This is a genomic window from Lactobacillus sp. UMNPBX15, from assembly GCF_002553785.1.
GTDB classification, from domain to species: Bacteria; Bacillota; Bacilli; order Lactobacillales; family Lactobacillaceae; genus Lactobacillus; species Lactobacillus crispatus.
The window spans coordinates 1-23961 of record NZ_PCYV01000020.1 but is presented as its reverse complement, the minus strand read 5'-3'; the positions used below and the strand labels follow the sequence as shown (position 1 = coordinate 23961).

The 23961-nt window shown below is 36.2% G+C and carries 24 protein-coding genes and 2 pseudogenes; 4 read left to right on the top strand and 22 right to left on the bottom strand.

Going from position 1 to position 23961, the window contains the following annotated elements:
• Positions 1 to 83 precede the first annotated feature (83 nt).
• From CP366_RS06110 to CP366_RS06045, 15 genes are all read right to left on the bottom strand, one after another.
• On the bottom strand, positions 84 to 776 hold the full coding sequence (locus CP366_RS06110) for a hypothetical protein (RefSeq protein ID WP_089147864.1): 693 nt from the start codon (positions 774 to 776) through the stop codon (positions 84 to 86).
• 287 nt (positions 777 to 1063) lie between these two features.
• A complete protein-coding gene (locus CP366_RS06105; RefSeq protein ID WP_369823056.1) occupies positions 1064 to 1684 on the bottom strand; it encodes an aldo/keto reductase in 621 nt (206 codons plus the stop codon).
• Positions 1685 to 1806: 122 nt separating this feature from the next.
• Positions 1807 to 2703, bottom strand: a complete 897-nt coding sequence (locus CP366_RS06100; protein ID WP_005720244.1) for an aldose 1-epimerase family protein — start codon at positions 2701 to 2703, stop codon at positions 1807 to 1809.
• A gap of 159 nt (positions 2704 to 2862) precedes the next feature.
• On the bottom strand, positions 2863 to 4260 hold the full coding sequence (gene hslU, locus CP366_RS06095; protein ID WP_089147865.1) for an ATP-dependent protease ATPase subunit HslU: 1398 nt from the start codon (positions 4258 to 4260) through the stop codon (positions 2863 to 2865).
• 11 nt (positions 4261 to 4271) lie between these two features.
• On the bottom strand, positions 4272 to 4796 hold the full coding sequence (gene hslV, locus CP366_RS06090; protein ID WP_005720240.1) for an HslVU peptidase proteolytic subunit: 525 nt from the start codon (positions 4794 to 4796) through the stop codon (positions 4272 to 4274).
• 8 nt (positions 4797 to 4804) lie between these two features.
• The gene (gene xerA / locus CP366_RS06085; protein WP_089147866.1) at positions 4805 to 5713 is read right to left on the bottom strand and encodes a site-specific tyrosine recombinase/integron integrase; all 909 of its coding nucleotides are present in this window, start codon (positions 5711 to 5713) and stop codon (positions 4805 to 4807) included.
• Positions 5713 to 7029, bottom strand: a complete 1317-nt coding sequence (gene trmFO / locus CP366_RS06080) for a methylenetetrahydrofolate--tRNA-(uracil(54)-C(5))-methyltransferase (FADH(2)-oxidizing) TrmFO (RefSeq protein WP_023488723.1) — start codon at positions 7027 to 7029, stop codon at positions 5713 to 5715. The genes xerA and trmFO overlap by 1 nt, the downstream gene beginning before the upstream one ends.
• A complete protein-coding gene (gene topA / locus CP366_RS06075) occupies positions 7030 to 9162 on the bottom strand; it encodes a type I DNA topoisomerase (RefSeq protein WP_089147867.1) in 2133 nt (710 codons plus the stop codon).
• Positions 9163 to 9231: 69 nt separating this feature from the next.
• Entirely contained in the window at positions 9232 to 10080 is an 849-nt protein-coding gene (gene dprA, locus CP366_RS06070; protein ID WP_089147868.1) for a DNA-processing protein DprA, read from the bottom strand.
• 62 nt (positions 10081 to 10142) lie between these two features.
• Entirely contained in the window at positions 10143 to 10895 is a 753-nt protein-coding gene (locus tag CP366_RS06065; protein WP_013086317.1) for a ribonuclease HII, read from the bottom strand.
• Positions 10892 to 11731 (bottom strand): ribosome biogenesis GTPase YlqF, encoded by an 840-nt coding sequence (gene ylqF / locus CP366_RS06060; RefSeq protein ID WP_057727025.1) that lies wholly within the window; start codon positions 11729 to 11731, stop codon positions 10892 to 10894. The genes CP366_RS06065 and ylqF overlap by 4 nt, the downstream gene beginning before the upstream one ends.
• Positions 11732 to 11800: 69 nt before the next feature.
• Positions 11801 to 12847 (bottom strand): cation:proton antiporter, encoded by a 1047-nt coding sequence (locus tag CP366_RS06055; protein WP_255404453.1) that lies wholly within the window; start codon positions 12845 to 12847, stop codon positions 11801 to 11803.
• Positions 12792 to 13217, bottom strand: coding sequence for a cation:proton antiporter (locus CP366_RS11065; protein ID WP_023488718.1), 426 nt, complete (start codon positions 13215 to 13217; stop codon positions 12792 to 12794). The genes CP366_RS06055 and CP366_RS11065 overlap by 56 nt, the downstream gene beginning before the upstream one ends.
• Positions 13218 to 13265: 48 nt before the next feature.
• The gene (locus CP366_RS06050) at positions 13266 to 13496 is read right to left on the bottom strand and encodes a YozE family protein (protein ID WP_005722332.1); all 231 of its coding nucleotides are present in this window, start codon (positions 13494 to 13496) and stop codon (positions 13266 to 13268) included.
• Positions 13497 to 13498: 2 nt separating this feature from the next.
• Positions 13499 to 14350, bottom strand: a complete 852-nt coding sequence (locus CP366_RS06045; RefSeq protein WP_005722333.1) for a DegV family protein — start codon at positions 14348 to 14350, stop codon at positions 13499 to 13501.
• A gap of 113 nt (positions 14351 to 14463) precedes the next feature.
• On the opposite strand from CP366_RS06045, the gene CP366_RS06040 reads away from it, so the two are divergent.
• Entirely contained in the window at positions 14464 to 15129 is a 666-nt protein-coding gene (locus CP366_RS06040; RefSeq protein WP_005720215.1) for a hemolysin III family protein, read from the top strand.
• Between the two features lie 36 nt (positions 15130 to 15165).
• On the opposite strand, the gene CP366_RS06035 is transcribed toward CP366_RS06040, so the two are convergent.
• Positions 15166 to 16365, bottom strand: a complete 1200-nt coding sequence (locus CP366_RS06035) for a CCA tRNA nucleotidyltransferase (RefSeq protein ID WP_005720213.1) — start codon at positions 16363 to 16365, stop codon at positions 15166 to 15168.
• An 88-nt stretch (positions 16366 to 16453) separates the two neighbouring features.
• On the opposite strand from CP366_RS06035, the gene CP366_RS06030 reads away from it, so the two are divergent.
• Positions 16454 to 17338, top strand: coding sequence for a YitT family protein (locus CP366_RS06030; RefSeq protein ID WP_089147011.1), 885 nt, complete (start codon positions 16454 to 16456; stop codon positions 17336 to 17338).
• 43 nt (positions 17339 to 17381) lie between these two features.
• Here CP366_RS06030 and CP366_RS06025 read toward each other — a convergent pair whose 3' ends face one another.
• Positions 17382 to 17882: an SLAP domain-containing protein gene (locus tag CP366_RS06025; protein ID WP_089147010.1), complete on the bottom strand. Its 501-nt coding sequence runs from the start codon at positions 17880 to 17882 to the stop codon at positions 17382 to 17384.
• A gap of 224 nt (positions 17883 to 18106) precedes the next feature.
• Between CP366_RS06025 and CP366_RS10930 the strand changes: the two are divergent.
• Both CP366_RS10930 and CP366_RS06015 read left to right on the top strand, forming a co-directional pair.
• Positions 18107 to 19419 (top strand): annotated as a pseudogene (locus CP366_RS10930) (APC family permease).
• 286 nt (positions 19420 to 19705) lie between these two features.
• Positions 19706 to 20521, top strand: coding sequence for an aminoglycoside N(3)-acetyltransferase (locus tag CP366_RS06015; protein WP_089147869.1), 816 nt, complete (start codon positions 19706 to 19708; stop codon positions 20519 to 20521).
• A 41-nt stretch (positions 20522 to 20562) separates the two neighbouring features.
• On the opposite strand, the gene CP366_RS06010 is transcribed toward CP366_RS06015, so the two are convergent.
• From CP366_RS06010 to CP366_RS05990, 5 genes and pseudogenes are all read right to left on the bottom strand, one after another.
• On the bottom strand, positions 20563 to 21327 hold the full coding sequence (locus tag CP366_RS06010; RefSeq protein ID WP_089143431.1) for a nucleoside phosphorylase: 765 nt from the start codon (positions 21325 to 21327) through the stop codon (positions 20563 to 20565).
• A 31-nt stretch (positions 21328 to 21358) separates the two neighbouring features.
• A complete protein-coding gene (locus tag CP366_RS06005; protein WP_089147870.1) occupies positions 21359 to 22120 on the bottom strand; it encodes a nucleoside phosphorylase in 762 nt (253 codons plus the stop codon).
• Positions 22121 to 22169: 49 nt separating this feature from the next.
• A pseudogene (locus CP366_RS06000) lies at positions 22170 to 22669 on the bottom strand (kinase).
• Between the two features lie 25 nt (positions 22670 to 22694).
• The gene (locus tag CP366_RS05995) at positions 22695 to 23408 is read right to left on the bottom strand and encodes a coenzyme F420-0:L-glutamate ligase (protein WP_089147871.1); all 714 of its coding nucleotides are present in this window, start codon (positions 23406 to 23408) and stop codon (positions 22695 to 22697) included.
• Between the two features lie 2 nt (positions 23409 to 23410).
• Positions 23411 to 23806 (bottom strand): cytidine deaminase, encoded by a 396-nt coding sequence (locus CP366_RS05990; RefSeq protein ID WP_057726934.1) that lies wholly within the window; start codon positions 23804 to 23806, stop codon positions 23411 to 23413.
• Positions 23807 to 23961: the final 155 nt, after the last annotated feature.

Here is a 23961-nt window from a genome sequence, read left to right as displayed (position 1 = left end):
ACTACTCATTTCGAGTAGTCGTCTTTGTTTGTTGAAGGTGAAATTTCAACAAATCTATCTTAGTCAGAACTTGGAGTTATCTATTAGTACCAGCCATTTGCTTGCCAGAAATTTTTAGCAGCGCTCCAAGAGCCATATCTAGATTTGACATAATTATCCGCTACACGTTCTTGGTTAGCAGCTGAATAATCACCATTCAAATAAGATGAAGAAAGTTGATACTTACCTACATATTGGCCATTTCTAGCACTGTATGAGCCACCAGATTCTTTGCTTGCGATCCATGCCTTTGCACTAGCTTCGGAACCTGTTGCGGTTGATGAATATGAACTAGTTGTTGTCGTCTTAGGTGTGTAGTTCACATTTGAATAAGTGTATGAACTTTGACTTTGGCTAGCTTGTGTAGTTTGTTGAGCTGGCGTTTGTGTTTGAGTGTAGGTATTTTCTTGTCTAGCTTGAGTATTTTGGCTAGTAGTATAATTAGTTGCCAATACCCATTGATTTAAGCCAAGATCATACCACTTCTGTCCCTTTGAATCATAAGCAGTTTTTATAATCTTCCAGTTAGTACCTGCAGCTAGAGTTTGACCAGTTGCAACTGGATTTTCATAGTTATTGTAAACGGTAGTAGCTTGTGTAGTTGTATACACTACTGCATCATTTTGCACAACGGCAGCTTGTGCTTCATTATTATCTAGTTGATTGATTGCACCAATACTTGCAAGTGATAAAGCAGCAACAGCAATAGTCTTAGTTAAAATAGATTTAGTTTTCAAAAAACATCTCTCCTTAAATTAAAACGTCAATTACTATTCGTCATTTTTGTTTTATTATTCTCTTGCAATTGACATTTTATATAATACCTGCTTCGAGTTGCAGTTCCATCACAGCCAGATCACACAATGATTAAAGAAAAATGTTTTTTCGTAACAGTTGGAAATATTTTTAATAAATCTAGATTTCTCTGCAATATTTGTAAAAATCATGCAATATATGAACAAAATTTGACGACAAAATAAGCATCCCTACGCCATAAAAGATCGTTTTAGGGATGCTTATTTAATTAATAATCTAATTCTTGGTCCATACTTGCAGGCCAGCCACCAATACCACGTTTTTGATCAAGGCCACGCAATGTCTCCATCTCTTCAGCAGTAAATTCAAAATCAAAAATATCCAAATTATCCTTCATGTGTAACGGATTCGTCGAGCCAGGAATAGTCATGATATTTTCTTGTACCAAGAAGTGTAACGCAATTTGTGGCACTGTCTTATTATACTTCTCAGCCAAAGAAAGTAAGGTTGGGTCATTAAATAAAGCCTTCATTCCTTCACCGAGTGGTGACCAAGATTCATGTACAATATTATTTTCAATTAAATATTTATACATTTTCTTTTGTTGCTTAAAGACAGACGTTTCAATTTGATCAACTACTGGCTTAGTATCGAAATTATTCATAATTTCATTTACTTGATCATGGTTGAAGTTACTCAGTCCAATTGAACGTAGCTTTCCCGCCTGATATGCCTCCTCAAGTGCCTGGTAAGTACCTAAACTATCAGACATAGACCAGTGAATAATCATTAAATCAAAATAGTCTTGCTGGGCGCGAATTAACGATTCATCAATCTCCTTCTTCGTCTCTCTATAACCACTTGTTTGCGCTTTAGTGGTCAAAAAAATGTCTTCACGTTTAATGCCCTTTTGTTAATAGCATTGCCTACTTCTGCATGTTCCAAAGCCAAAGATTGGAGTTTTTACACCGTTATTAAAAGTTAAATATTTTATTTTTATTCCTCAATATTTTATTCAGGATCAGATGCAGAGTGATAAGTAATACTAAATCCAGCTTGATATTCCTTACCTGGCTCCAAATGATTCATACCATATTTGTGCTCTAGCTCACCATCAGCATCTTCTCTATCTGCAATTCCCCACCATGGCTCAATACATACATAATTAGCGGTATTTGGATATTGTGACCAAATGCCAACATATGGTGCATTTCTAGTCCAAACATTGATATGGAATTTACTCTTATCAGTTCTCAAAGATACTTTATTGTCGTGACCATGTAATTCATAAATCAAGGCATCATCTTTAAATAGCTCATCACTTAAACCAATAAAACTATCAGTCGAAGCTAGAGAACGATTATTCCAGTCAAGATATGCTCCTTTAAGTGGGATTTTTACCCTAGCAATAGATGGATGCATATCGAAATAATAATCTTCTTTCTCTTCCCCATTATTTACTGGTAAGTTAAATCCAGGGTGACCACCTACACCAAAAATCATAGTTTCATCTGATTTATTAACTACGCTAAAGTTTTCTTCCAATAAATTATTCATCAAATTATAGTTAACTCTGAATTCAAATTTAAATGGATACATTTCACGCGTTTTTTCATTATCTTTCAGTAAGAACGTGATACTTTCTTGTGTATGATTCTCCACTTCAAAATCACAATCACGGGCAAAACCATGCTGACCCATATGATAGGTCTTACCTTGATACTTATATTCATCATTCTTAAGTCGCCCTACAATTGGAAAAAGTACAGGTGCATGTCTGCCCCAGATCTCTGGATCAGCTTGCCACATATATTCTTCACCGGTATGAGCTCCTTTAACGCTCTGAACTTCAGCTCCGTGATCCGAAATCACTACTTCGATCATATTATTCTTGATTGTGTAATCCATAACTAAATTTCCCTCTACATATCAAACAGTTAAAAATCATAATGTAATCGCTTAATTACTTATATTTTAACATTAATGCGTCAATAAGCCAGAATAAAAACAAAAGAAAAAAGCATTCAAACTTTGAATTGAATGCTTCATTCGTGATTCTTTGATCAATTAGAGAATAAATTTAGTTAAGTCTTTATTCATAACAATATCGCCTAACTTATCTTCAACATAGGCTTCAGTAACTGTGATTTCACCCATTTCCATATCAGGCCCTTCGTAAAGAACGTCTTCCAAGAGCTTTTCAAGAATAGTTGAAAGTCGTCGAGCACCAATATTATCAGTGCCTTGGTTAACATCAAAGGCAATCTCCGCAATTTTATCAACGGCCTCTTGGGTGAAGACTAACTTAATGCCATCTGCCTTCATTAAAGCAATGTATTGCTTAAGCAATGAATTTTGTGGATCCTTCAAGATCTTGACAAAATCGTCCTTGGTTAAAGCGTTAAGTTCAACCCGAATTGGAAAACGTCCTTGAAGTTCTGGAATCAAATCACTAGGCTTACTTTCAGCAAAGGCACCTGCAGCAATAAACAAAATATGATCAGTTGAAACTGGGCCATATTTTGTATTTACAGTTGAGCCTTCAACGATTGGTAAAATATCTCTTTGAACACCTTCACGAGAAACTTCACCAGAATTACGTTTATTACCAGCAATAATTTTATCAATTTCATCAATAAAGATAATTCCGTTATTCTGACTTCTTTCAATAGCATGTTGATAGATAGCGTCATAGTCAACTAACTTACGTGATTCTTCTTGAATCAAAACTTCACGTGCTTCTTTTACTGATAAAGTACGCTTAACCTTTTTCTTAGGCATAAGATCACTAAGCATTGAGCCCATATCCATCCCCATTTGACCCATCATGTCACTCATTGGGTTGGCCTTAGGAGCTTGTTCTACCTCTATGGTAACTTCGTGATCTTCAAGTAAGCCTTTAGCTAGCTTTTCAGCCACATCCATTCGTTTGTTTCTTACATCAGCAGAAACATCCTCTTCATGATCTTCTTCGCGATTATTTTCTCCCATCAACATAGACATCATATCTTGCATTTGCTGCATTTGATTTTCACGACGTTCATGTTTCTCTGCTGGAGCTAACAAACGAACCAATTCTTTATTTGCTTCTTTAGCTGCTTGAGTCTTTACACGAGCAAATTGGTCCTTTTCTTCCATTCGTACGGCTTCGGAAACCAAGTCACGGACCATTGATTCAACGTCACGTCCTACATAACCTACTTCAGTAAACTTCGTTGCCTCTACTTTAACAAAGGGAGCTTCTACAATATCAGCTAAACGACGAGCAATTTCAGTTTTACCTACACCAGTAGGACCAGCCATTAATAAATTCTTAGGCGTTACTTCACGTTGCATTTCTTTAGATAACTGCATTCTACGGTAACGGTTGTAAAGAGCTATCGCAACTGATTTTTTAGCTTCATCTTGGCCAATAATATATTCGTTTAAAATTTTAACTATTTCTTTTGGGGTCTTAATAGCCATTTCCTTCACTCCTAAATTTCATCAGTGACAATTTTATCATCAGTGAAAACATCAATTCCTGAAGCAATCTTTACAGCTTCATGTGCAATTTCATCGGCCTTCATATCTTTTGCGTGTCGAGTCATGGCAATCGCTGCGGCTTGAGCAAAATTACCACCTGAACCAATTGCAACTACGTTTTCATCAGGTTCAAGTACTTCACCATTACCTGAAATTAAAAGTAGGTCTTTGTCATCAAAAGCAATCAACATTGCGTTTAATTTTTGTAGAGTTGGATCCTTACGCCATGCTTGAGCCATTTCCACGGCAGCACGACGAAGATCGCCTGAGTAGCTTTCGAGCTTGCCCTCAAGCATATCTTGAAGGCTGACTGCATCAGCTACACCACCGGCAAAACCAATTACTACACGATCATGGTAAATACGACGAATCTTACGCGCTGTTGCCTTGGCAATAACTTTTTCGCCTAAGGTTACTTGTCCATCACCGGCAATTGCTGTTTTTCCATTAAATCTTACTGAACAAATTGTTGTCATGTTAAACCTCAACTTTCTTTATTACGAGGAAAATATTTTTGATAATCTGATTTTAAATGAGCCATTGTTACATGAGTATAGATTTGCGTTGCTGATAGACTACTGTGTCCTAATAACTCTTGGACACTTCGCAAATCTGCTCCATTATTAAGCATCGCGGTAGCAAAGCTATGTCGCAACTCATGTGGGTGTACTTTACCACTAATTCCTGCCTGATTAAAAGTTTTTTGCATTACAGTTTCAATTCCGCGGCTAGTAATGCCAGTTCCTTGATTATTTAAAAATACATGCTGTTCATCATCATTTTTAAGTAATAATGGACGTGCATTTTCTAAATAAGCAATCAAAGATTTTTTTGTTTTATCATCAAAAGCAACATAGCGGTCTTTATTTCCTTTACCGTGAACCAAAATTGTCTGTAAGTCTAAATCAAGTTGATTCAAAGTAAGATTACTAACCTCACTTACCCGCATTCCTGTCGCATAAAACAGTTCAAACATTGCCAAATTTCTCATCGTCAAAGGCTTATTTCCCTTCAATGAATCAAAAACCTGCTTTAATTCAGGCTGGTAAAAAAATTGCGGTAATTTTTTCTCACCACTGCGTAAAGTAATACCCTGAGTTGGATCGATTGCCACTAGTTTGCGGCGGGTTAAAAAGCGGTAAAAAGAATGCAGGCTGGACATCTTGCGCAACTGACTACTACGGGCTAACTTGCGTTCTGCTAAATATTGTAGATAAACCTGGATATCACGTTCTCTTACTTTAGTCCAACCTGGGAATCCACCATTTTCATGCCAAAACCTTTCCGCTTCATGCAAATCTGTTTGATAAGCTAAAACGGTTTTCGCACTATAATGACGCTCATTTTGTAAATATGATAAAAATTGATCTAACTCACTTTGCCTTTGGTTCATTAATCTAAAACTTCCGTCTTAAATTCATCTAAACTAGCAAGACCACGTTCACTGACCTTCTCATGGCGCTCACGCTTCTTGCGAATCTTCTTACCCTCTAGTGGAGGTAGCAAAGCAAAACTAGCATTCATTGGTTGGAAATGTTTAGCACTCGTAGTAGTTATGTAGTTAGCCATTGAGCCTAACGCAGTATCTTTTGGGAAAGCCACAGTATCTTTCCCCATAGCTTCACGTGCTGCATTAATTCCTGCTACTAAGCCACTACCTGCACTTTCTACATAGCCTTCAACACCTGTCATCTGGCCTGCAAAAAATAATCCAGGCTGCTCTTTTGCCTCGTAAGAAGCTGTCAAAACTTCTGGTGAAGCCATATAAGTATTACGATGCATTTTACCATAACGAACGAAACGTGCATTTTCTAAGCCTGGGATCATTGAAAATACTCGTTTTTGTTCACCAAATTTCAAATGAGTTTGGAAACCAACAATATTATACATTGAAGCTGCAGCATTATCTTGGCGCAACTGTACAACTGCATAAGGAGTTTTGCCTGTATGTGGATCTTCTAATCCTACTGGTTTAAGTGGACCAAAAAGCATTGTTTTAGCACCACGCGCTGCCATTACTTCAATTGGCATACACCCCTCAAAAACATCGCTATTTTCAAAACCATGTAATTGCGCAGTTTCAGCGTTAATTAATTCCTGACTAAACTTTTCATATTGCTCTTTAGTCATAGGACAATTCAAATATGCAGCTTCACCACGATCATAACGCGACTTTTTATAAACAATGTTCATATCAATCGAGTCAGCGGCCACAATCGGAGCTGCTGCATCAAAGAAATGTAAACTATCAGTTCCAGAAAATTTTTGAATCTGTCCAGCTAAAGCATCACTAGTTAACGGACCAGTTGCAATAATTGTAATCCCATCTTTCGGAATTTCAGTAACTTCTTCTTCGTGAACAGTTACATTCTCTAACCCACGCAAAGTGTCAGTTACGTATTTACTAAAACTATCACGATCAACGGCTAATGCTCCACCTGCAGGCACTTGAGTTTTGTCGGCAGCTTTCATGATCAATGAATCTAAATGGCGCATTTCTTCTTTTAAAAGACCTACAGCATTAGATAATTGATTTGATCTCATTGAATTGGTACAAACCAGTTCTGCAAATTCACCAGTTTCATGAGCTGGAGTCTCCTTTTTTGGTCGCATTTCATAAAGGTCAACATGAATACCACGCTTAGCTAATTGCCAAGTTGCTTCACTACCAGCAAGACCTGCACCAATAACTGTTACATTTTTTGGCATTTACTCACCTATATTTTCTATGTTAATTGTTTTTTCATTTTCACTGTCTTCACGATAATCACCGTTAGGACAAAGAATCACTGGACCTTTTTTAGAATGCTTTTCTACTAAAAAGTGGCCATCATTTGGACAATTTCTGCCAATTGGCTTGTCCCATGAGACAAAGTCGCATTCTGGATAACGAGAACAGCCGTAGAATTTACGATTTCTACGTGATTTCTTTTCGACAACCTGACCTTTGCCACATTTTGGACAAACTACACCGATTTCTTTAATGATTGGCTTAGTATTACGACAATCTGGGAAACGAGAACAAGCATAGAACTTGCCATAGCGTCCCATCTTAATCACCATTGGTGCACCACAAATATCACAATTAAAGCCAGCTGGCTCATCCTTGATTTGTACCTTTTCGATTTCACTATCAGCCTTATTTAATTCTTTCTTAAACGGTTGATAGTATTCGTCAACAACATGAACCCAATCCTTTTTACCATCTTCGACTTCATCCAATTCATTTTCAAGTCGGGCGGTGTAATCAACATCAGTAATATCTGGGAAGAAGCTTTCAATTAAGCCATCAACAATTTCACCTAATTCAGTTGGTACAATTGAACGACCATCAAGTTTAACATAATAGCGGCGTTGAATTGTATCTATTGTAGGTGCATAAGTTGAAGGACGGCCCACGCCATTTTCTTCCAATGCGTGAACTAATGATGCTTCAGTATAGCGTGCTGGTGGTAACGTAAAGTGCTGTTTGTTATCGGACTTAGTCATCTTGACCTTGTCACCCTCTTCAAGATCAGGTAAGTCAACATTCTTTTCTTGTTGATTATCATAAACCTTGGTGAAACCAGTAAATTTCAATTTAGAACCAGTAGTTCTAAAAATCACACCATTTTGAACAATATCTGCACGAACAGTATCATAAACAGCTGGGGTCATTTCACTGGCCAAAAAACGTGACCAAATCAATTTGTATAAACGATATTGTTCCGTAGTTAGTATACTCTTTAATGACTCCGGTGTGCGATATACAGATGTTGGGCGAATGGCCTCGTGAGCATCTTGTGCGTCTTCTTGATTCTTAAAATGGCGTTGACTCTTAGCTGCAAATTCTGCACCATAATTTTCATGCAAAAACTTAGAAGCCTCTTGTTGGGCAACTGGTGATGTTCTCTTAGAGTCAGTTCTCATATAAGTAATCAAACCAACTGTTCCTTGCTTACCTAAAGAAATCCCTTCATATAATTGCTGAGCAATACTCATAGTTCTACGAGTACGATAACCTAAACGCTTATTGGCTTCTTGCTGCATTGTAGAAGTTGTAAATGGGGCTGCTGGCTGACGCCGACGTTGCCGAGCAACAACTTTATCTACTACAAAGTCCTTTTTCTTATCGATTTTAGCCAAAACATCCTTAACAGAATCGATATTAGGCAATTCTTTCTTTTTGCCATCAACACCATAAAAGGCAGATTTAAAAGTTTCTTTACCCTTAGCAAATTCCGCATCAATTGACCAATATTCTTTTGGCTTAAAGTTCTTGATCTCCTTTTCACGATCAATCACTAATTTTAAGGCAACTGATTGTACACGTCCTGCAGATAAACCTTTTTTAACTTTGGCCCAAAGAATTGGTGAAAGTGAATACCCTACAATTCGATCAAGTACACGTCTTGCCTGTTGGGCATAAACTGTATCCATATCAATTGTCCGGGGATGCTTGAAGCTTTCTTTAACTGCATCCTTGGTAACTTCGTTAAAAGTTACTCTATTCTTGGCTTTTTCGTCAAGATTCAATGCGTGCGCTACGTGCCAAGCAATTGCTTCGCCTTCACGATCGGGGTCGGATGCTAAATAAACATCCTTAGCCTTCTTGGCTTCGCTTTTTAATTCTTTAATGGTATCGCCTTTACCACGAATGGAAATATACTTAGGCTTATAGTCGTCTTCAAAGTCGATTCCCATTTGTGACTTAGGCAGATCACGAATATGCCCCTTGGAAGCAATAACGTGATAGTTTCTTCCTAAATATTTTTCAATAGTCTTAGCTTTTGCAGGTGATTCCACAATGACTAAGGTCTTTTTACGTTTTTTTGTTGTTTTACTTTTCGCTTTAGTAGGCATTAACTGCCTCCTTAATTCTTATTTTATTTTATGGGTACAGTCCAAAAATAACTAATACTTTCTGAATTGTCAAATCTTTATCTTGTTAAATTTAAAATCAACAATTGGCGTAGCTCCTGCTTCAATTAATTGATTGGGACCTGCAGACAATGCATTAGTAATTGGTCCAGGCACTGCATAAATATCGCGATTTTCTTGTAACGCTAAATTAGCAGTAATCAGTGAACCCGACTTTTCTTTAGCCTCAGTAACGATTACGCTTTGACTTAAGCCGGCCAAGATACGGTTGCGTTCAGGAAAACGATACGGACGCGGTGGTGTATCAGGCAAATATTCACTAATCAATAGTCCCTTTTGCACAATCTCTTCTTGTAAAGCAAAATTTTGCATTGGATATGAAAAATTTAAACCATTGCCAATAACCGCAATTGTTTTTCCTTGGTTGAAAAGTGCAGCCTTATGAGCTAAGGCATCAACGCCTTTTGCTAAGCCACTTGCTACAACCTGACCAGATTGCACAATATTAGGTACCAAGCGATTAATAACATCTTGACTATACTTAGTCGGATAGCGTGAGCCAACAATTGTAATGATTTCTTTTTGCAGTAAAGAAATATCTCCTCGGGTAAACAATACCATAGGTGGTCGATAAATTTGACGTAGTTTTTCTGGATATGCTTCATCGAAAAAACTGATTACGTCACACTGCTGTTCAATTTGTTGTACCATTTGATCCAACTGATCATCCTGAAAAGCGCGATAGCATGCATCCATTAGCTCCTCAGTTAATTCAATTTGTTCTAATTCTTCAAATTCAATTTCTGTTTCATCAGTTAACTGATTAGCAATTGTCAGCAATTTAACATAACCAATCCCTTTTTGCAATTTTAATTTTAGTAGAAATTCTGTTTTTTTCATAAAAAAAGCCCTCCACTATTTATTACGCAAAAAGAGACCATTATTTTTTTATAAATTGAAATTTATTCAAAAAAATCACTGACTGGAGCAAATGTTTTGCGGTGAATTAGCGTAGGGCCATACTTTTTCAAGGCTTCAATGTGCTCCTTGGTGCCATATCCTGCATTATGATGAAAGCAATATTGAGGGTATATTCTATCATAATCATCCATCAATTGATCTCGAAAGACCTTGGCCACAATTGAAGCTGCCGCAATTGAATTCGACTTAGCATCTCCCTTAATCAATTTAACTTGGGGTAGATTTACTGGCACATTCATTGCATCTACCAAAAGTGCATTCGGCTTAACATCAAGTGCTCGTACTGCTTGAGCCATCGCTTGACGGTCAGCTTCATAAATATTAATTTGATCGATTACCTCTGCACTTTTTACTCCAATACCAACACTAACTGCTTCCGCTAAAATTTTAGGATATAACTTCAATCGTTTCTCTGGGCTCAATTTCTTCGAGTCGTTTACATCTAATAAATCAAAATCTTGATCAATTATCACAGCAGCAGTTACTACCGGTCCAGCTAAAGGGCCACGTCCTACCTCATCAACACCCGCTACTAATTGTCCCTTTTCCCAGAACTTTTTTTCATAAGAAAAGCGACACAAAAACTCTTCTTTTTTTGCTAGTAATTTTGCTTGACGCTTACGATAACTAACTAACAATTTTTGTACGCCGGCCCGCGGATCTGCCTCAAGTTCGTTAATTTGGGCTTCAGAGACCTCAGATTTCAACAGTTCTTTTATTTCTTTAATTGTCATGGTCTATCTAACGTAATCCTTCCGATTGCACCCTTACGCAATTTTTGTAACATAAATAATGAAAAACGATCATAATCATCACGCATGCCATATTTTTCAGTCATTGCCAAAAGCAAATCTGGATCAGCCATATCAGCAATTTGCTGTTCAGGTAATTTAGAAAATTTAAGCAGATCCTTAGCATAAAATTCACGTAAATTTTTCAAAACAAATAATGCTACATCATCTGCATGAAAAACACTATCCTTAATTGCACCGAAAGCAGCTAATTTATAACCAACTTCCTGATCAGAAAATTTAGGCCATAAAATCCCTGGTGTATCGAGCACTTGAATATTAGCATTTGTTTTCAGCCATCTTTGTCCCTTAGTTACACCTGGTTTGTTACCGACTTCAGCCACGTTCCGACCAACTAAACGATTAATCACCGTTGACTTGCCACAGTTAGGAATACCTGCCAAAGCAATTCTAATAGTAGGATTTGAGGCCCCTCGTGCTTCTAGCTTCTCTGTTTTAGCAGCTGCCGCCTTTTTTACTAAGGAAACCAACTTCTGCATATTAGTATTGTGCAAGGAGTCAAGTGCCAAAACATACTTATTATCTCCAGCTAATTCTGCTGCCCATGCCTTTGTTAAAACTGGATCAGCTAAATCAGCCTTATTTAAGATAATAATATGTGGTTTATTACCAACTAGTTCTTCAATCATTGGATTTCTTGAAGCTTGCGGAATTCGGGCATCAAGTACTTCCACCAAAACATCAATCAGTCCTAACTTATCTTCCAGTTGATTACGAGCCTTGTTCATATGCCCCGGATACCATTGAATTGTTGCCATATTATCTCTTCTTTCTAAAATTAATCATTTTCATCATCTAAGAACACCACTTCTGACATCAAAATCTGTCTATATAAAGCCAGAAAGCCTCAACGATATTCTCTCTTGTTGTGCAATTTTACCTAAATAGTCACGTTCTTGTCTAAAAGCATATCTATATACCTCAGCTCTAAATTCTTTCTGATCATCGGGCAATTCTTTTTGTTTAATTGTATACTTTATTTCCCTAGCAAAATCAACCATAGAAGTTTGATTCATTTGTGCCCTTAAATCGAATTCTAATTGTTTTCGAATCTTTTTAGGTAAATAGATCTTTTTCATTTGATCCATAGCATACTCAATCATTGCCACACGAACTCGATCAACTTCCTTTCTTTGATCAAAATCAGGTATATCTTTGTCCAAGATCATGTGAAAAACAATTGTTGGAACAATCATACTTAGTAAAATAAGCGTAATTTCACTCACCAAAATTAAATGGAAATCTGCTACATTAATGCGTAAATCATATAACGTATATGCCAAGGCAAAAGTAACTGCTCCATGAATGCCATCCAGACTAAAAATCAATGCTTCTTTATTACTCGTTTTTCCTTTAATAGAAGGGCTAAATCGATAATAAAAGTATCTAATAAGCAAATTAGCTAGGTATAAAATTATTCCGTTATAAAAAATAAAGGCATTAGTAAGCCTGCTTCGCTCAGATTCAACGTTATGAATCAATCCGGCTGCAACGACTGCAATAATTCCAGAAACGTGAATTTCTTCTGCTAAAAAATATATTATTAACGGTGTCAAAAAGAATATGACTTCAACCGGCATTGCAACACCAGCAGATAAATGATATTTGGAGCGAAAACTTTCCTGACGCAAGAAAACTAATAAAGTAGCCACCAAAGCTCCTAGAAAAATACCTCCACCTGCAGAATATAAAAAATTACCTATTGCTTGTCCAATCCGTAATTCTTGATGCAAGTACCAATCAACTGCCATATTAAGCAAAATGATACCTGAAGCGTCATTAAACAAAGACTCATCTTTTAGGTAAAAAGCAATCTTCTTAGGCAGCTTCAATCCATGTGTTACAGATTCTGTTGCTGTAGCATCTGTTGGCATTGAAATTGCAGCCAGAATAAAAGCCAGTGGTAGAGAGACCCATACTAAAATAGATCCCGAATCCCGCAGTTATAGTTGCCAAGATAATCATAATAACCGTTAACCCAACTATTGCACGCCACGAACGTAAAACATTGTACAACCTAGTACGTTGTCCCTCAAAAAATAGTAATGGCGCTACAATCAAGCCCATAAATAATTCCGAGCTAAAGCTCTCAATTAATGAATTAGTTTGTGGTACTAGTGCAATAGCCGCTCCAATCGCCATTGCAATGTAATTAACTGATATTCTCTTCAAAAAGCGTTGTTGAATAATCGTCGCAAATGCTACCGCAAAGACAATAAAACCAATAAAAATTACTACCTGCATTTTTCTACCCACTTAATAAAAAAGCCCAGGCATCTATCAGGCTTGGGCTTAATACATCATTTTGTCTTCATACATTCGATAAGCACGATCAAAAATTGACATACTTGGTAAATAACTAGCATTCAATTCCAAATAATCTGACAATTTCTCATAATCTTGTTCTTGCTTAGGAAAAGTCAGGTCATGCTGCGCATTATTCGCAAATTGAGCTACGTCATCAGCTGAATCTGCATCCCTTTGCGTCATTAAATATCGATAAAAACTTTCTCGGTAAGCCATAATTACTCCACATAATATAAGATCGCATAAGCACCATTGCCAGCATGTGTTGCGATAATTGGACTTGTCTCTGCCACTAAAACATTAATCGCAGGATTGATTGCACGAATTTTTTCAGCTAATTCTTCCATTAATTCAGGTGTATCAACGTACGAAATGCCTACTTCTTTAATATGCTCTTTATTATCTGCGATTTCTTTTAACACTCGTTCATCAAAAGCACGTGTAAATTTCTTACCTCGTCCTTTTTTGGCTACGATTAACTTACCTTGTGGCATCTGAAGAGCGATTCTAATATTAAGCATAGTAGCAATTCGACCAGAAAGTGCACCTAAACGGCCACCCTTGATTAAGTTTTGTAAATTAACTACCATCATTTCCAGTTTTTGAGTACTACGAATCTTTTTAACATGATCAATAATCTCAGCCATGCTTTTACCAGCCTGAGCATCCTTAGCAGCAGCCAAAACTTGGAAGCCTTCTGCCCTGTCGGTTAGTTCAGAGTCAATAATTGTAACATTATCGCTTTGACCTGCAATTTCTGCAGCTTGACGAGCGGCATCTATCGTACCACTTAATGATTTAGCTAAGAAAATACCAATCACTTGACTGCCATCTGCAGTTAATTTTTTAATCACATCAACAAAACGGCCAATTGGTGGCTGACTAGTCTTAGGTAAGCTCTCCGCTTCGTTCATCTTCTTGACAAAATCACTTCTAGTGATATCAATCCCATCCACATATGACTTACCGTCGATGGTAATCGTCAATGGGACTACTGTAATGTCATATTTTTCAACTTCTTCTGGTGTTAATTGGACGGAAGAGTCCGTCATAACTTTTATCTTCGACAACGTATTCGCCTTCAATTCTAATTTGTTTACCCGATTTATGATAAAATGTAAGCAACATATATACTGTATTGTATCAAAAAACTATTAGAAGAAAAAAGGATTGATTACACTTCATGAAAATTAGCAAACTTTGGCAGCAACCAGAACAACGATCAGAAAGGTACTACCTTCTAGATAATATTTTTAGTGCCATAACTCATGGGATTGGTTTCGGACTAGCAGTTACCGGCTTAGTAATTTTAATTGTAAAGGCAGCTCATACAGGCAGCCCGATGCGAGTTGTTACTTTCACAATTTATGGCTCTTGCCTGGTACTGCTTTATTTATTTTCCACACTATATCACAGTTTAGTTTTTACACGGGCCAAAAATATTTTTCAAATTTTTGACCATTCTTCAATCTTTCTTTTGATTGCAGGATCTTATACTCCATATTCACTTGTTGCAATTGGTGGAGCCTGGGGTTGGACTTTATTTGGCTTGATCTGGGGCCTAACCATCTTTGGCATCATTTACTACATCTTCAATCGTGGTAAACACGTCATACTTGATACAATCCTCTATGTTGCAATGGGATGGTTAGTTATCTTGTCAGGATCTTATTTATATGTTCGCTTAAGTCCAACTGGATTCTGGCTATTAGTTAGTGGTGGCATTGCTTACACAATCGGCGCGATTCTGTTCAGTATGCGCAATGTTCCCTTTATCCATACTATCTGGCATTTATTTGTTATGCTCGGTTCAATCTTAATGTACTTTTCCGTTTTACTTTATGTTTAAAAAATGTAGCAGTTGAATTCTGCTACATTTTTCTTTCTATTCAATTGTAGTCAAATAGCTTTCAATCGCTTCTTGATTATTCTCAACTTCACCTGAAACAACTAACTCTCGAATTTTATTCAAAGTCTGCCCCAATTTTGCACCTGGTCGCATCCCGCGATCTATTAAAAATCTCCCATCAACGGCTAGTTCCGACGCTTTTTTAATAGGTAAAGCCATATAACGATCAACTAAAGCTTCTGAAGAAATTGGTTGACCAACAATATGAGCAACGTCAATCGTATTAATTAATGTCTCTTCCCCTGCTAAGAATAATTCATAATCACTAGGAGCATGACTAGAAAGTAAATCAAATAGATTAATAATTCTTTCGACTTGCTCAGTCATAGCATTAGAGTTTTTCCAGTCACGCATAAAACGATGAATTTGTTCATTCGGTAATTTCAATAGCAAAATTATCAGTGACCACAAACTATTTTCCATCGTTGGACTGAATTTTAACTGTGGGAAAATAGCTAGTTGATCTTTTTTTCCGCCAAAATCAGGTACATCTTCACTCAAATTTGTATCAAGAAAAACCTGAAAAGCTTGCCGAGCATGTGGTCCTAAACCTAATTTTACAAATTCTTCTCGAATTCGTTCAACTGAAATTTTTTTAAGTAATTTATGATTATCCTTAATTGCCTGTTGGGTCTTGCTTTCTAACTTAAATTCAAGTTGACTCATAAAACGTACGGCCCGCATCATTCGCAAAGCATCCTCGTGGAATCTTTTTTCTGGATCACCTACAGCACGAATGACATGGTTTTTGAGATCATCTAGTCCGTTAAATAAGTCAACAATTTGCCCTCGTGTATCCATTGCCAGAGCGTTAATCGTAAAGTCTCTACGCTTTAAATCTTCATCTAAGTTTTGAACAAATGTTACATGATCTGGACGACGAAAATCTTGATAACCCGATTCTGTTCTAAAAGTGGTAATCTCATAACTTTCACCACCATAAAGGACAGTCACCGTTCCATGTTTAATTCCTGTATCAATTGACTTATCAAATAACTCTTTTACCTCTTCTGGATAAGCACTAGTAGTAATGTCTACATCATGAACATGACGATGTAACAAAACATCGCGGACAGAACCACCCACAAAGTACGCTTCAAAGCCTGCATTTTCTAATATCTGTAACACGGGCATTGCCTTGGTAAAAATTTCTGGTAAATTATCTATCTTTATCATATTAAAATCTCAATTCTTATTGTCTTTATTATTACTTTTGCCATACACTTTGTTAAAATTGAGGAAAGACATAAAGGAGGTAATCATTATGCGTAAGATTGACAAAAGTATCTTAATTGATATCCTCATGATCGCGCTAGGCTGTGCTATTTACGCTTTAAGTCTAGACATGATTTCTGTCCCCAATAAACTAGCCGACGGCGGACTAAGTGGTATTTCACTTCTTCTGCGGCATTTTTGGGGCATCAACATGGGACTATCGACCCTTGTATTGAATATTCCACTAATTTTGTTAGGCTATCGCTTTATGGGCAAACGTCTTTTAGCCTATACAATCTGGGGAACGCTCAGTCTTTCCTTTTTCTTATGGTTTTGGCATTCAGTACCTATTATAAAACAATTAGATTTAGAACACGACCTCTTCCTTTCAGCAATTTCTGCTGGGTTATTGTCTGGAATCGGATTAGGGTTAGTATTTAGATATAATGGTACTTCCGGTGGAACTGATATTATTGCCCGAATCTGTCAGATAAAATTTGGTATTTCGTCTGGCAAAATGCTTTTAGCTTGTGATGCAATAGTACTCTTCGCATCCCTATCTTACTTAGACATCAAGCATATGCTATACACATTATTAGCTTCTTTTGTCTTATCCCGAGTAATGGATACCGTTCAGCAAGGTGCATACACAGCCCGTGGTTTATTAATTATCTCTGACAAATATGAACAAATTGGCAAGATGATTGATTTAAAACTAAATCGTGGTTTCACATATCTAAAAGCTTTAGGTGGCTATCAACAAAATGAAAAACGTGTAATTTATGTTGTAGTCGCACCGCGGGAAATTACATCAATCAAAGCTTTAATCAAGCAAGAAGATCCACATGCTTTTGTTTCAATAATTGAGGTAAATGAGGCAATGGGAGAAGGATTTACTTATAAAAAACCACATCGCTTTTTCATCCACAAGTAAAAAGCTATACCATGATGCATTTCATGATATAGCTTTTCTTTTACTAATAATTAATAATTACAGTCAATACGTTATTAGCTTTAACGTATTCGTTTTCTCCAATTTGAATGAATGGCCGTTCATCAATTTCTTTATGGCCAAGATTTTTAACTTTAGAGCCTTGTTTAACAAACTTACCTGGAATTGGCTGACCATTTTTATCATAAACATATGATGGATGCTTAATGCGGTTAATTGTCTTGGCTGTGTCCTTAATGTATGGTAAAAATGCCCCTTCCTTAACGAATTTATTCTTACCAATCTTCACAAAATTATTGCCATTAATTGATTTAATGCCTAGGATCTTGTAAACACGGCCCTTTTTTAAATGTCCAACTTTTTCTCCTTTACGGTTAAAAATCGTTGCTTTTCTAGTCAAGTTTAACTTTTTACCCTGACGAATCGGATTAGTTGTAGCTGCGTTAACTGTCTGAGCAGTCATCGCACCTAAACTTAAGGAGGCTAAGACTACTCCTGCCATATACATAATTTTTTTGTTCATCATGATCTCATCCCCTAATCATTACTTAATCTTCTTACTTATATTTTAACAAAAAATGCAGAGGTTATACACTTTTCTCTATTTTTATTTATGGGATGAATAACACTTATTCTTTGCAATCTTTCATGGCAAGAACTAATCTTAGCTTGTAAGCGTTTGTCAATATTAAGCAATCAAGAGGGTGAAAACAATGCCAAAAAACAGTTACTCCCAAGAATCTTTCGTTCATGTCTATTTACTTCTTGGGAATTAATGGGGTAATTGGGTCCGGTGCCTTTTTACTACCTCAAACAATCTATAAAGATATGAACTTGATGAGTGTTTTCGTAACAATTTGTGCTGCTCTTACAGTAAGTATGGTTGCTCTTTGTTATGCTGACTTGTCAAGTCGTTTTACTGGATCAGGCGCAGCTTGGCTTTATTCATATCACGCCTTTGGGCGATTTACTGGCTACGAACTTGGAATATATACTTGTTTTTTAGGATGCTGTACATATGCGGCAGAAATAGTAGCTTTGTTAACTATTTTAAAGACTTTGTCCCCTGTTTTTAGTAATCACGCTGTTTACTACGGGATAGCTATTGGAATAATTGTGCTGTTTACGATTATTAACTTATTTGGTCGGACAATTGTAAAATTAGTCGATAACTTATCCTCTGCTGCCAAAATGATTACTATTCTGATTTTTATCATCATTGGTGCCTTTTTTATTCATAAAATGAACTTTACACCTGTGATTCCTAAAGCAGCAACCTTAGAGGTGTTGGCCCTTACTTCAAACATTTTGGTGCTGCATTTAGTGTAGTATTTTACATGTTTACTGGATTCTCCTTTATTCCAATTGCTGCAAAACAGATGAATAATCCAGAGAAAAATATTCCCAAAGTATTGATCTCAGTGATGATCACTGTGACTATTTTATATGCATTAATGATGTTAGTAGCTATCGGGATTTTAGGATCCAAGATGGTTAATTATAGTACGCCTATTGCTGTAGCCTTTCAAAAGGCCGTTGGTGATTGAGGCTACGTTCTAGTAATTGCAGGGATGCTGATTAGTGTTATCGGCGTTGCTTTTGCAGGATCTTTCAATACTCCATCGTTGATTGCTTCTCTTGCTAATGAGCACGCAATGTTACCTAAATGGATTGGAAAAAAGAACAAGCATGATGCTGCTTGGGTAGCTATTTTACTCAGTGCAATCATCACTATGATTTTAATCACACAATCATACCTCTTCTTGGTATCTTGCATTGTATTGGCTTCATTTATTCAATATGTACCATCTATCTTAGCAGTAATCAAATTCAAGCATACTAATGAATTTCCAAATAACGGTTTTAAACTCCCATTCAGCTATGTTATTCCAGCTTTTGCATTAATTATTTCATGCTACATGGTAACCAATTTCACTTGGAAAACTATTTTGGTCGGAGTAGTCGTAGGGGTATTAGCCGCAGTAGCTTACTTCTTCATCGAAAAAGATGAAAAAGTTGAAGAAAAGCATCAAAAGTATTTGTCAAAAATGCGCAATAAATAATTTTACGAGGTAAACGGGCGATGACTATCGAATATCGCCCTTATTTTTTTGATCAATTAAGACTTTTTAGTCTGCTTTTAAATCTATTTTTCAACTTATACATTATGAAAGCCCATCTCCTCTCATAATATTTAGTGCTAAACTGTTAGATAGATTAGTATTAGAAAAGAGCAACAACAAATGAGTAATCATAAAGCTAAAATAAATAACGCTGAAATTAAAACTAGAGTACCCCGCTTCAGACCAAGCCAGTAAAAAACTTAAGTTAACACAAAAGGAAAAACATATGTCTGAAGAGATAATTAACACAGTCACAACAAAAAATGATTTTAAGAGTGCATTGAGAAATGCGGGTATTAAAGATGATGATACCGTATTAGTTCATACTGCACTAAGTAAATTCTATTACGTTCCTAATGGTCCAGAAACCATTGTCGAAGCCTTAAAAGAAGCTGTGCCTAATGGAACAATAATGATGCCCTCACAAGTTTCCACGAATTGTGATCCAGCCACTTGGGAATATCCACCAGTACAAAAATCTTTGATTCAAGTAGTTAAGGATGCTATGCCACCTTATAATCCTACAACATCAATGACAGAAGGCTTAGGGGTTACGCCAGAGTATTTCAGAACTTTGCCAGATGTTGTTCGAAGTACCCATCCTTACTTGCCAATTGCTATTTGGGGCAAAAACAAAGTAAAGATTGCACAGAATCAACCTTTAAATATTCCTTATGGAATTGACAGTCCTTTAGATTATTTGTACCAGAATAATGGCAAAACTATCTTTTTAGGAACTGATTATGAAACGTGTACAGTTTTGCACTATGCAGAATCCACAATTGGTAGAAAAACCGAAACATGTTCTGCTGCAACTAGTCTGGATGAAAGTGGCAAAACTATTTGGACTGAATATCAAAATATTGATATGGATTCATATTATGACTTTAATGAATTAGGGACAGAGTTTGAAGCAAAGCATCCCTCTGCTATCAAAAAGGTTAAGTTAAACAATGGTGTCATCAAAGCAATAAATGTAAAACCGCTAATTGATTTTGCTAAAAAATGGTTTATAAAAAAAGACAATAATCATTCAATTTAATAATAAAAGGAAGAAGTCACTTTCAACTTCTTCCTTTTTCTTTATTTAATCTTTGTTAAAACCTTTGCACCTATATTTAAACCTACACTATGCGATTTACCGCCCCAATCACGTTCATCATAATTATCCATATCAGCTAAAGTATCTGCAGTGAAAAGAAATTGTGCAAAATCAATCTTTCTAAACTGAGCACATGCTGCTAAAGCTGCACATTCCATTTCTACAGTTGACGCGCCTAACTGACGAAATTGTGCCACTTTTTTAGGCGTTTCTCTAAAGAAACCATCTGTTGTCCAAGTCGTTATCTCGTCATATTCTATATTTAGCTCAACTAAAATCTTTTCTACTTCCTTCAAAAATATAGAATCTAGTTCCACAAGTTGTCCAGGATTCATATAGTGAAAAGATGTCCCTTCATCTCGAATTGCACGTGTTGGAAGTAGCATCGCATTTTCAGGTAAATCTACTAAGGCACCTGCTGTTCCAATGGTTAACACCTTTTCTACTCCATAAGCAATTAGCCATTCAAGCAACTGTACAGCTGCCGGTGCTCCCAAGGGCGCTTGACACAAAGTGAAAAATTCGTTATTAATTTGAACTTCATAAATTTTAGGATTAAAAGAACATGACTCAAATTCACCTAAAGTACGGTGAAAATGGTGATCTAAAAATGCATTAATTTCTTTTTCCGGCACGAATGCGTAAAGCAATCTTGGATGAAAATGAAATGGTTCTTGATCATGATTTGGTTCAAGAACTGCATGCTTATTTTTGTCAAAGTCTAAAATGAATGGTTGTTTGTTCATATTTTACACTCCATTTTTAGTTGAAATATTATCATAAACTCGCTAATACCTGAGATCCAATATTCAAGCTAACGCTATATGAATCATGGCCCCAGTTACGTTTATCATAGTTATCCATATCAGCTAAACTATCGACAGTAAACAAAATTTGTGCAAAACTTATATTTCTAAATTCTGCACAAGCAGCTAAAGCTGAGCACTCCATTTCTACAGTTTTTGCACCTAGTTTTTTAGCTTGCAAAACTTGATTAGGTGTTTCTCTAAAAAATCCATCTGTTGTCCAAGTTGTTCCCTTTTCATATTGGAAACCTAAATTTTTTATTTCATTCTCAACTCTTCTTACAAAATTTTTATCTAATGCAATAATCTTACTTGGTTCTTTGTAGTAAAAAGATGTCCCCTCTCCGCGAATCGCTTCTTGAGGGACAAACATCGTGTTTTCAGGTAGATTATCCAAAGCTCCTGCGTTTCCAACAGATAAAACTTGATTAACTCCGTAGTTAATCAACCAATCCAAAAATTTAGTTGAAGCTGATGCTCCTACTGGAGCTTGACACAAAGTGATTAATTGGTTATTGATTTTCACTTCATATACTTTTGGTCTAAACGAAACAGTTTTAAATTTACCTAAAGTCTTATGAGAGTGTTTATCTAAAAAAGATTTAATCTCATCATCTGGAACAAACGCAAAAAGTAATTTTTCATGAAACTTATACTGTAAATTTTCGACTCCAGGCTCTATTACAGCTTTTTTATTTAAATCAAAGTCTAAAATAAATGGTTCTTCATTCATGTATACCCTCTCCCTTAAATATCCTCATTAAAACAGTCTCGAACCATCGCTAGTCCTCTACTTGAATATCATTCATCACAATTTCAACTTCATCGTCTAAATTCATCTGACTAGTAAAAGCATACTCGGGAATAAAACCAAGATAATCTTTTTCATTCCACCATGAGCGCATTTTTTCTTCACCAAAAGAATGTTCATGACGAGTTTTATGGCGTTTCATTGTTTCTTCAAACGGAATATCAAAATAATAGGCATAAATTTGATCACCAAAAAGCTGCTGAGATTTTTTGAATAAATCAGCATACCATTTCGCATTCAATATACCTTCTAAAATAGTGTAAGAACAGTGATGATAACCATACTCAAGCAAGTTTTCTAATAGTGGCAGTGCTGAAGTATTTTTCCATCCTTGGCATTCAGCATTTCTCTTCTAACTGTATCTTGTGGAATCAATAGCGTATTGTGTGGCAATCGACGATGAATTTCTTTAGACAGTGTAGTTTTGCCACTGCCAGAGTTTCCTCGAATTATAATTAATTTTGATGTCATCATAGAAATCTTCACTTTCTTAAAACTAGTTCACTGCATCCCTAATTGTTGCAAACTTATCAAATGTATAATCTATACCATGAATTTTAACAATAGGCAGCATTTTCCCTTTTTGCCCCATCAATAATCCTGCAGAGGCGGCTAACATGTCACAGATAGTTTCAACATTAGTTTTATCTTCATACCGACTTTTTCTTAAGCCAGAAATACCATACAGTCCGACTGCTACTTGAGTAGCACCTTTTTTATCAATTCTCCCATCACTATCGGTAATTATAATAGCTACTCTGACTTTTAATTGATCAAAAATATCTTTACTAATTTTCTTAGCAATTTCATCACAATTTCGGGGTAAAACCATTGCAGTATTCGCATCAAATTTATCTACTCCTGCACTGGTTAAAAACAACCCATTCGGCAGCCACCCACCAATAAAGTTCTTAGATATCTGTAGTTTCTTACCACTCTTATCTTCGGTTTGATCAATGATAATTTGAATTAATCTTGGATCTTTTCGGGGTATTTGCTGATGCAAACGTAAGGCTAATTGACTTGGACTAATAGAATTTAAGTCAACAAACAGACCTTCAGATTTAGAAATCAACTTAGAAGCAATACATAAAACATCATTATTATGTATAGTAAAAGCTTCTTTTTGAATTGTTTTAATTATTTCTGCACTTAAATTGCACTTTTTCTCTATCTTTGGAAAATTATGCAATGCTTCAATTGTAATCATGACTATAACCACCAATCAGGAGTTAATTCACCAAGAGTAACAATTTTTTCATTTTCATAATCAAGCATTACTTCAACATCTTGATAGTGTCCCTCCATCAATTGCGCCATAAATTCACGGCAGGCTCCGCATGGTGCACCAGTTTTACCATCTGGCATAATTGCCAATACGCGTGTGATATTTGACTCACCATTAGTAACCATATTAAAAAGTGCATTGCGTTCAGCGCATACTCCTAAAGTACTCGCAGTATCAACACAAACCCCGGTATAGGTTCTACCTGAATCAGATAAGACTGCAGCTGCAACTCCACCAGCTTCCATATGGCTTGATATTTCACGAAATCCTTGAACTGCTTTAGCTTTTTGATACATTTTTTGCCATGTTTTGTCTAACATCTTTGTTCTCCTTTATTAATGGTATGGTTAATAAAACAATTCCAAAATATATTGCTGATACAAAGAACAGAGACTGTAAAATAGTTTGTGTAAGGATGAATGATTCCTTAAATTTATTTCTTTAAACATTAGAAAAAGGAGTTCCTTTCTCGTAT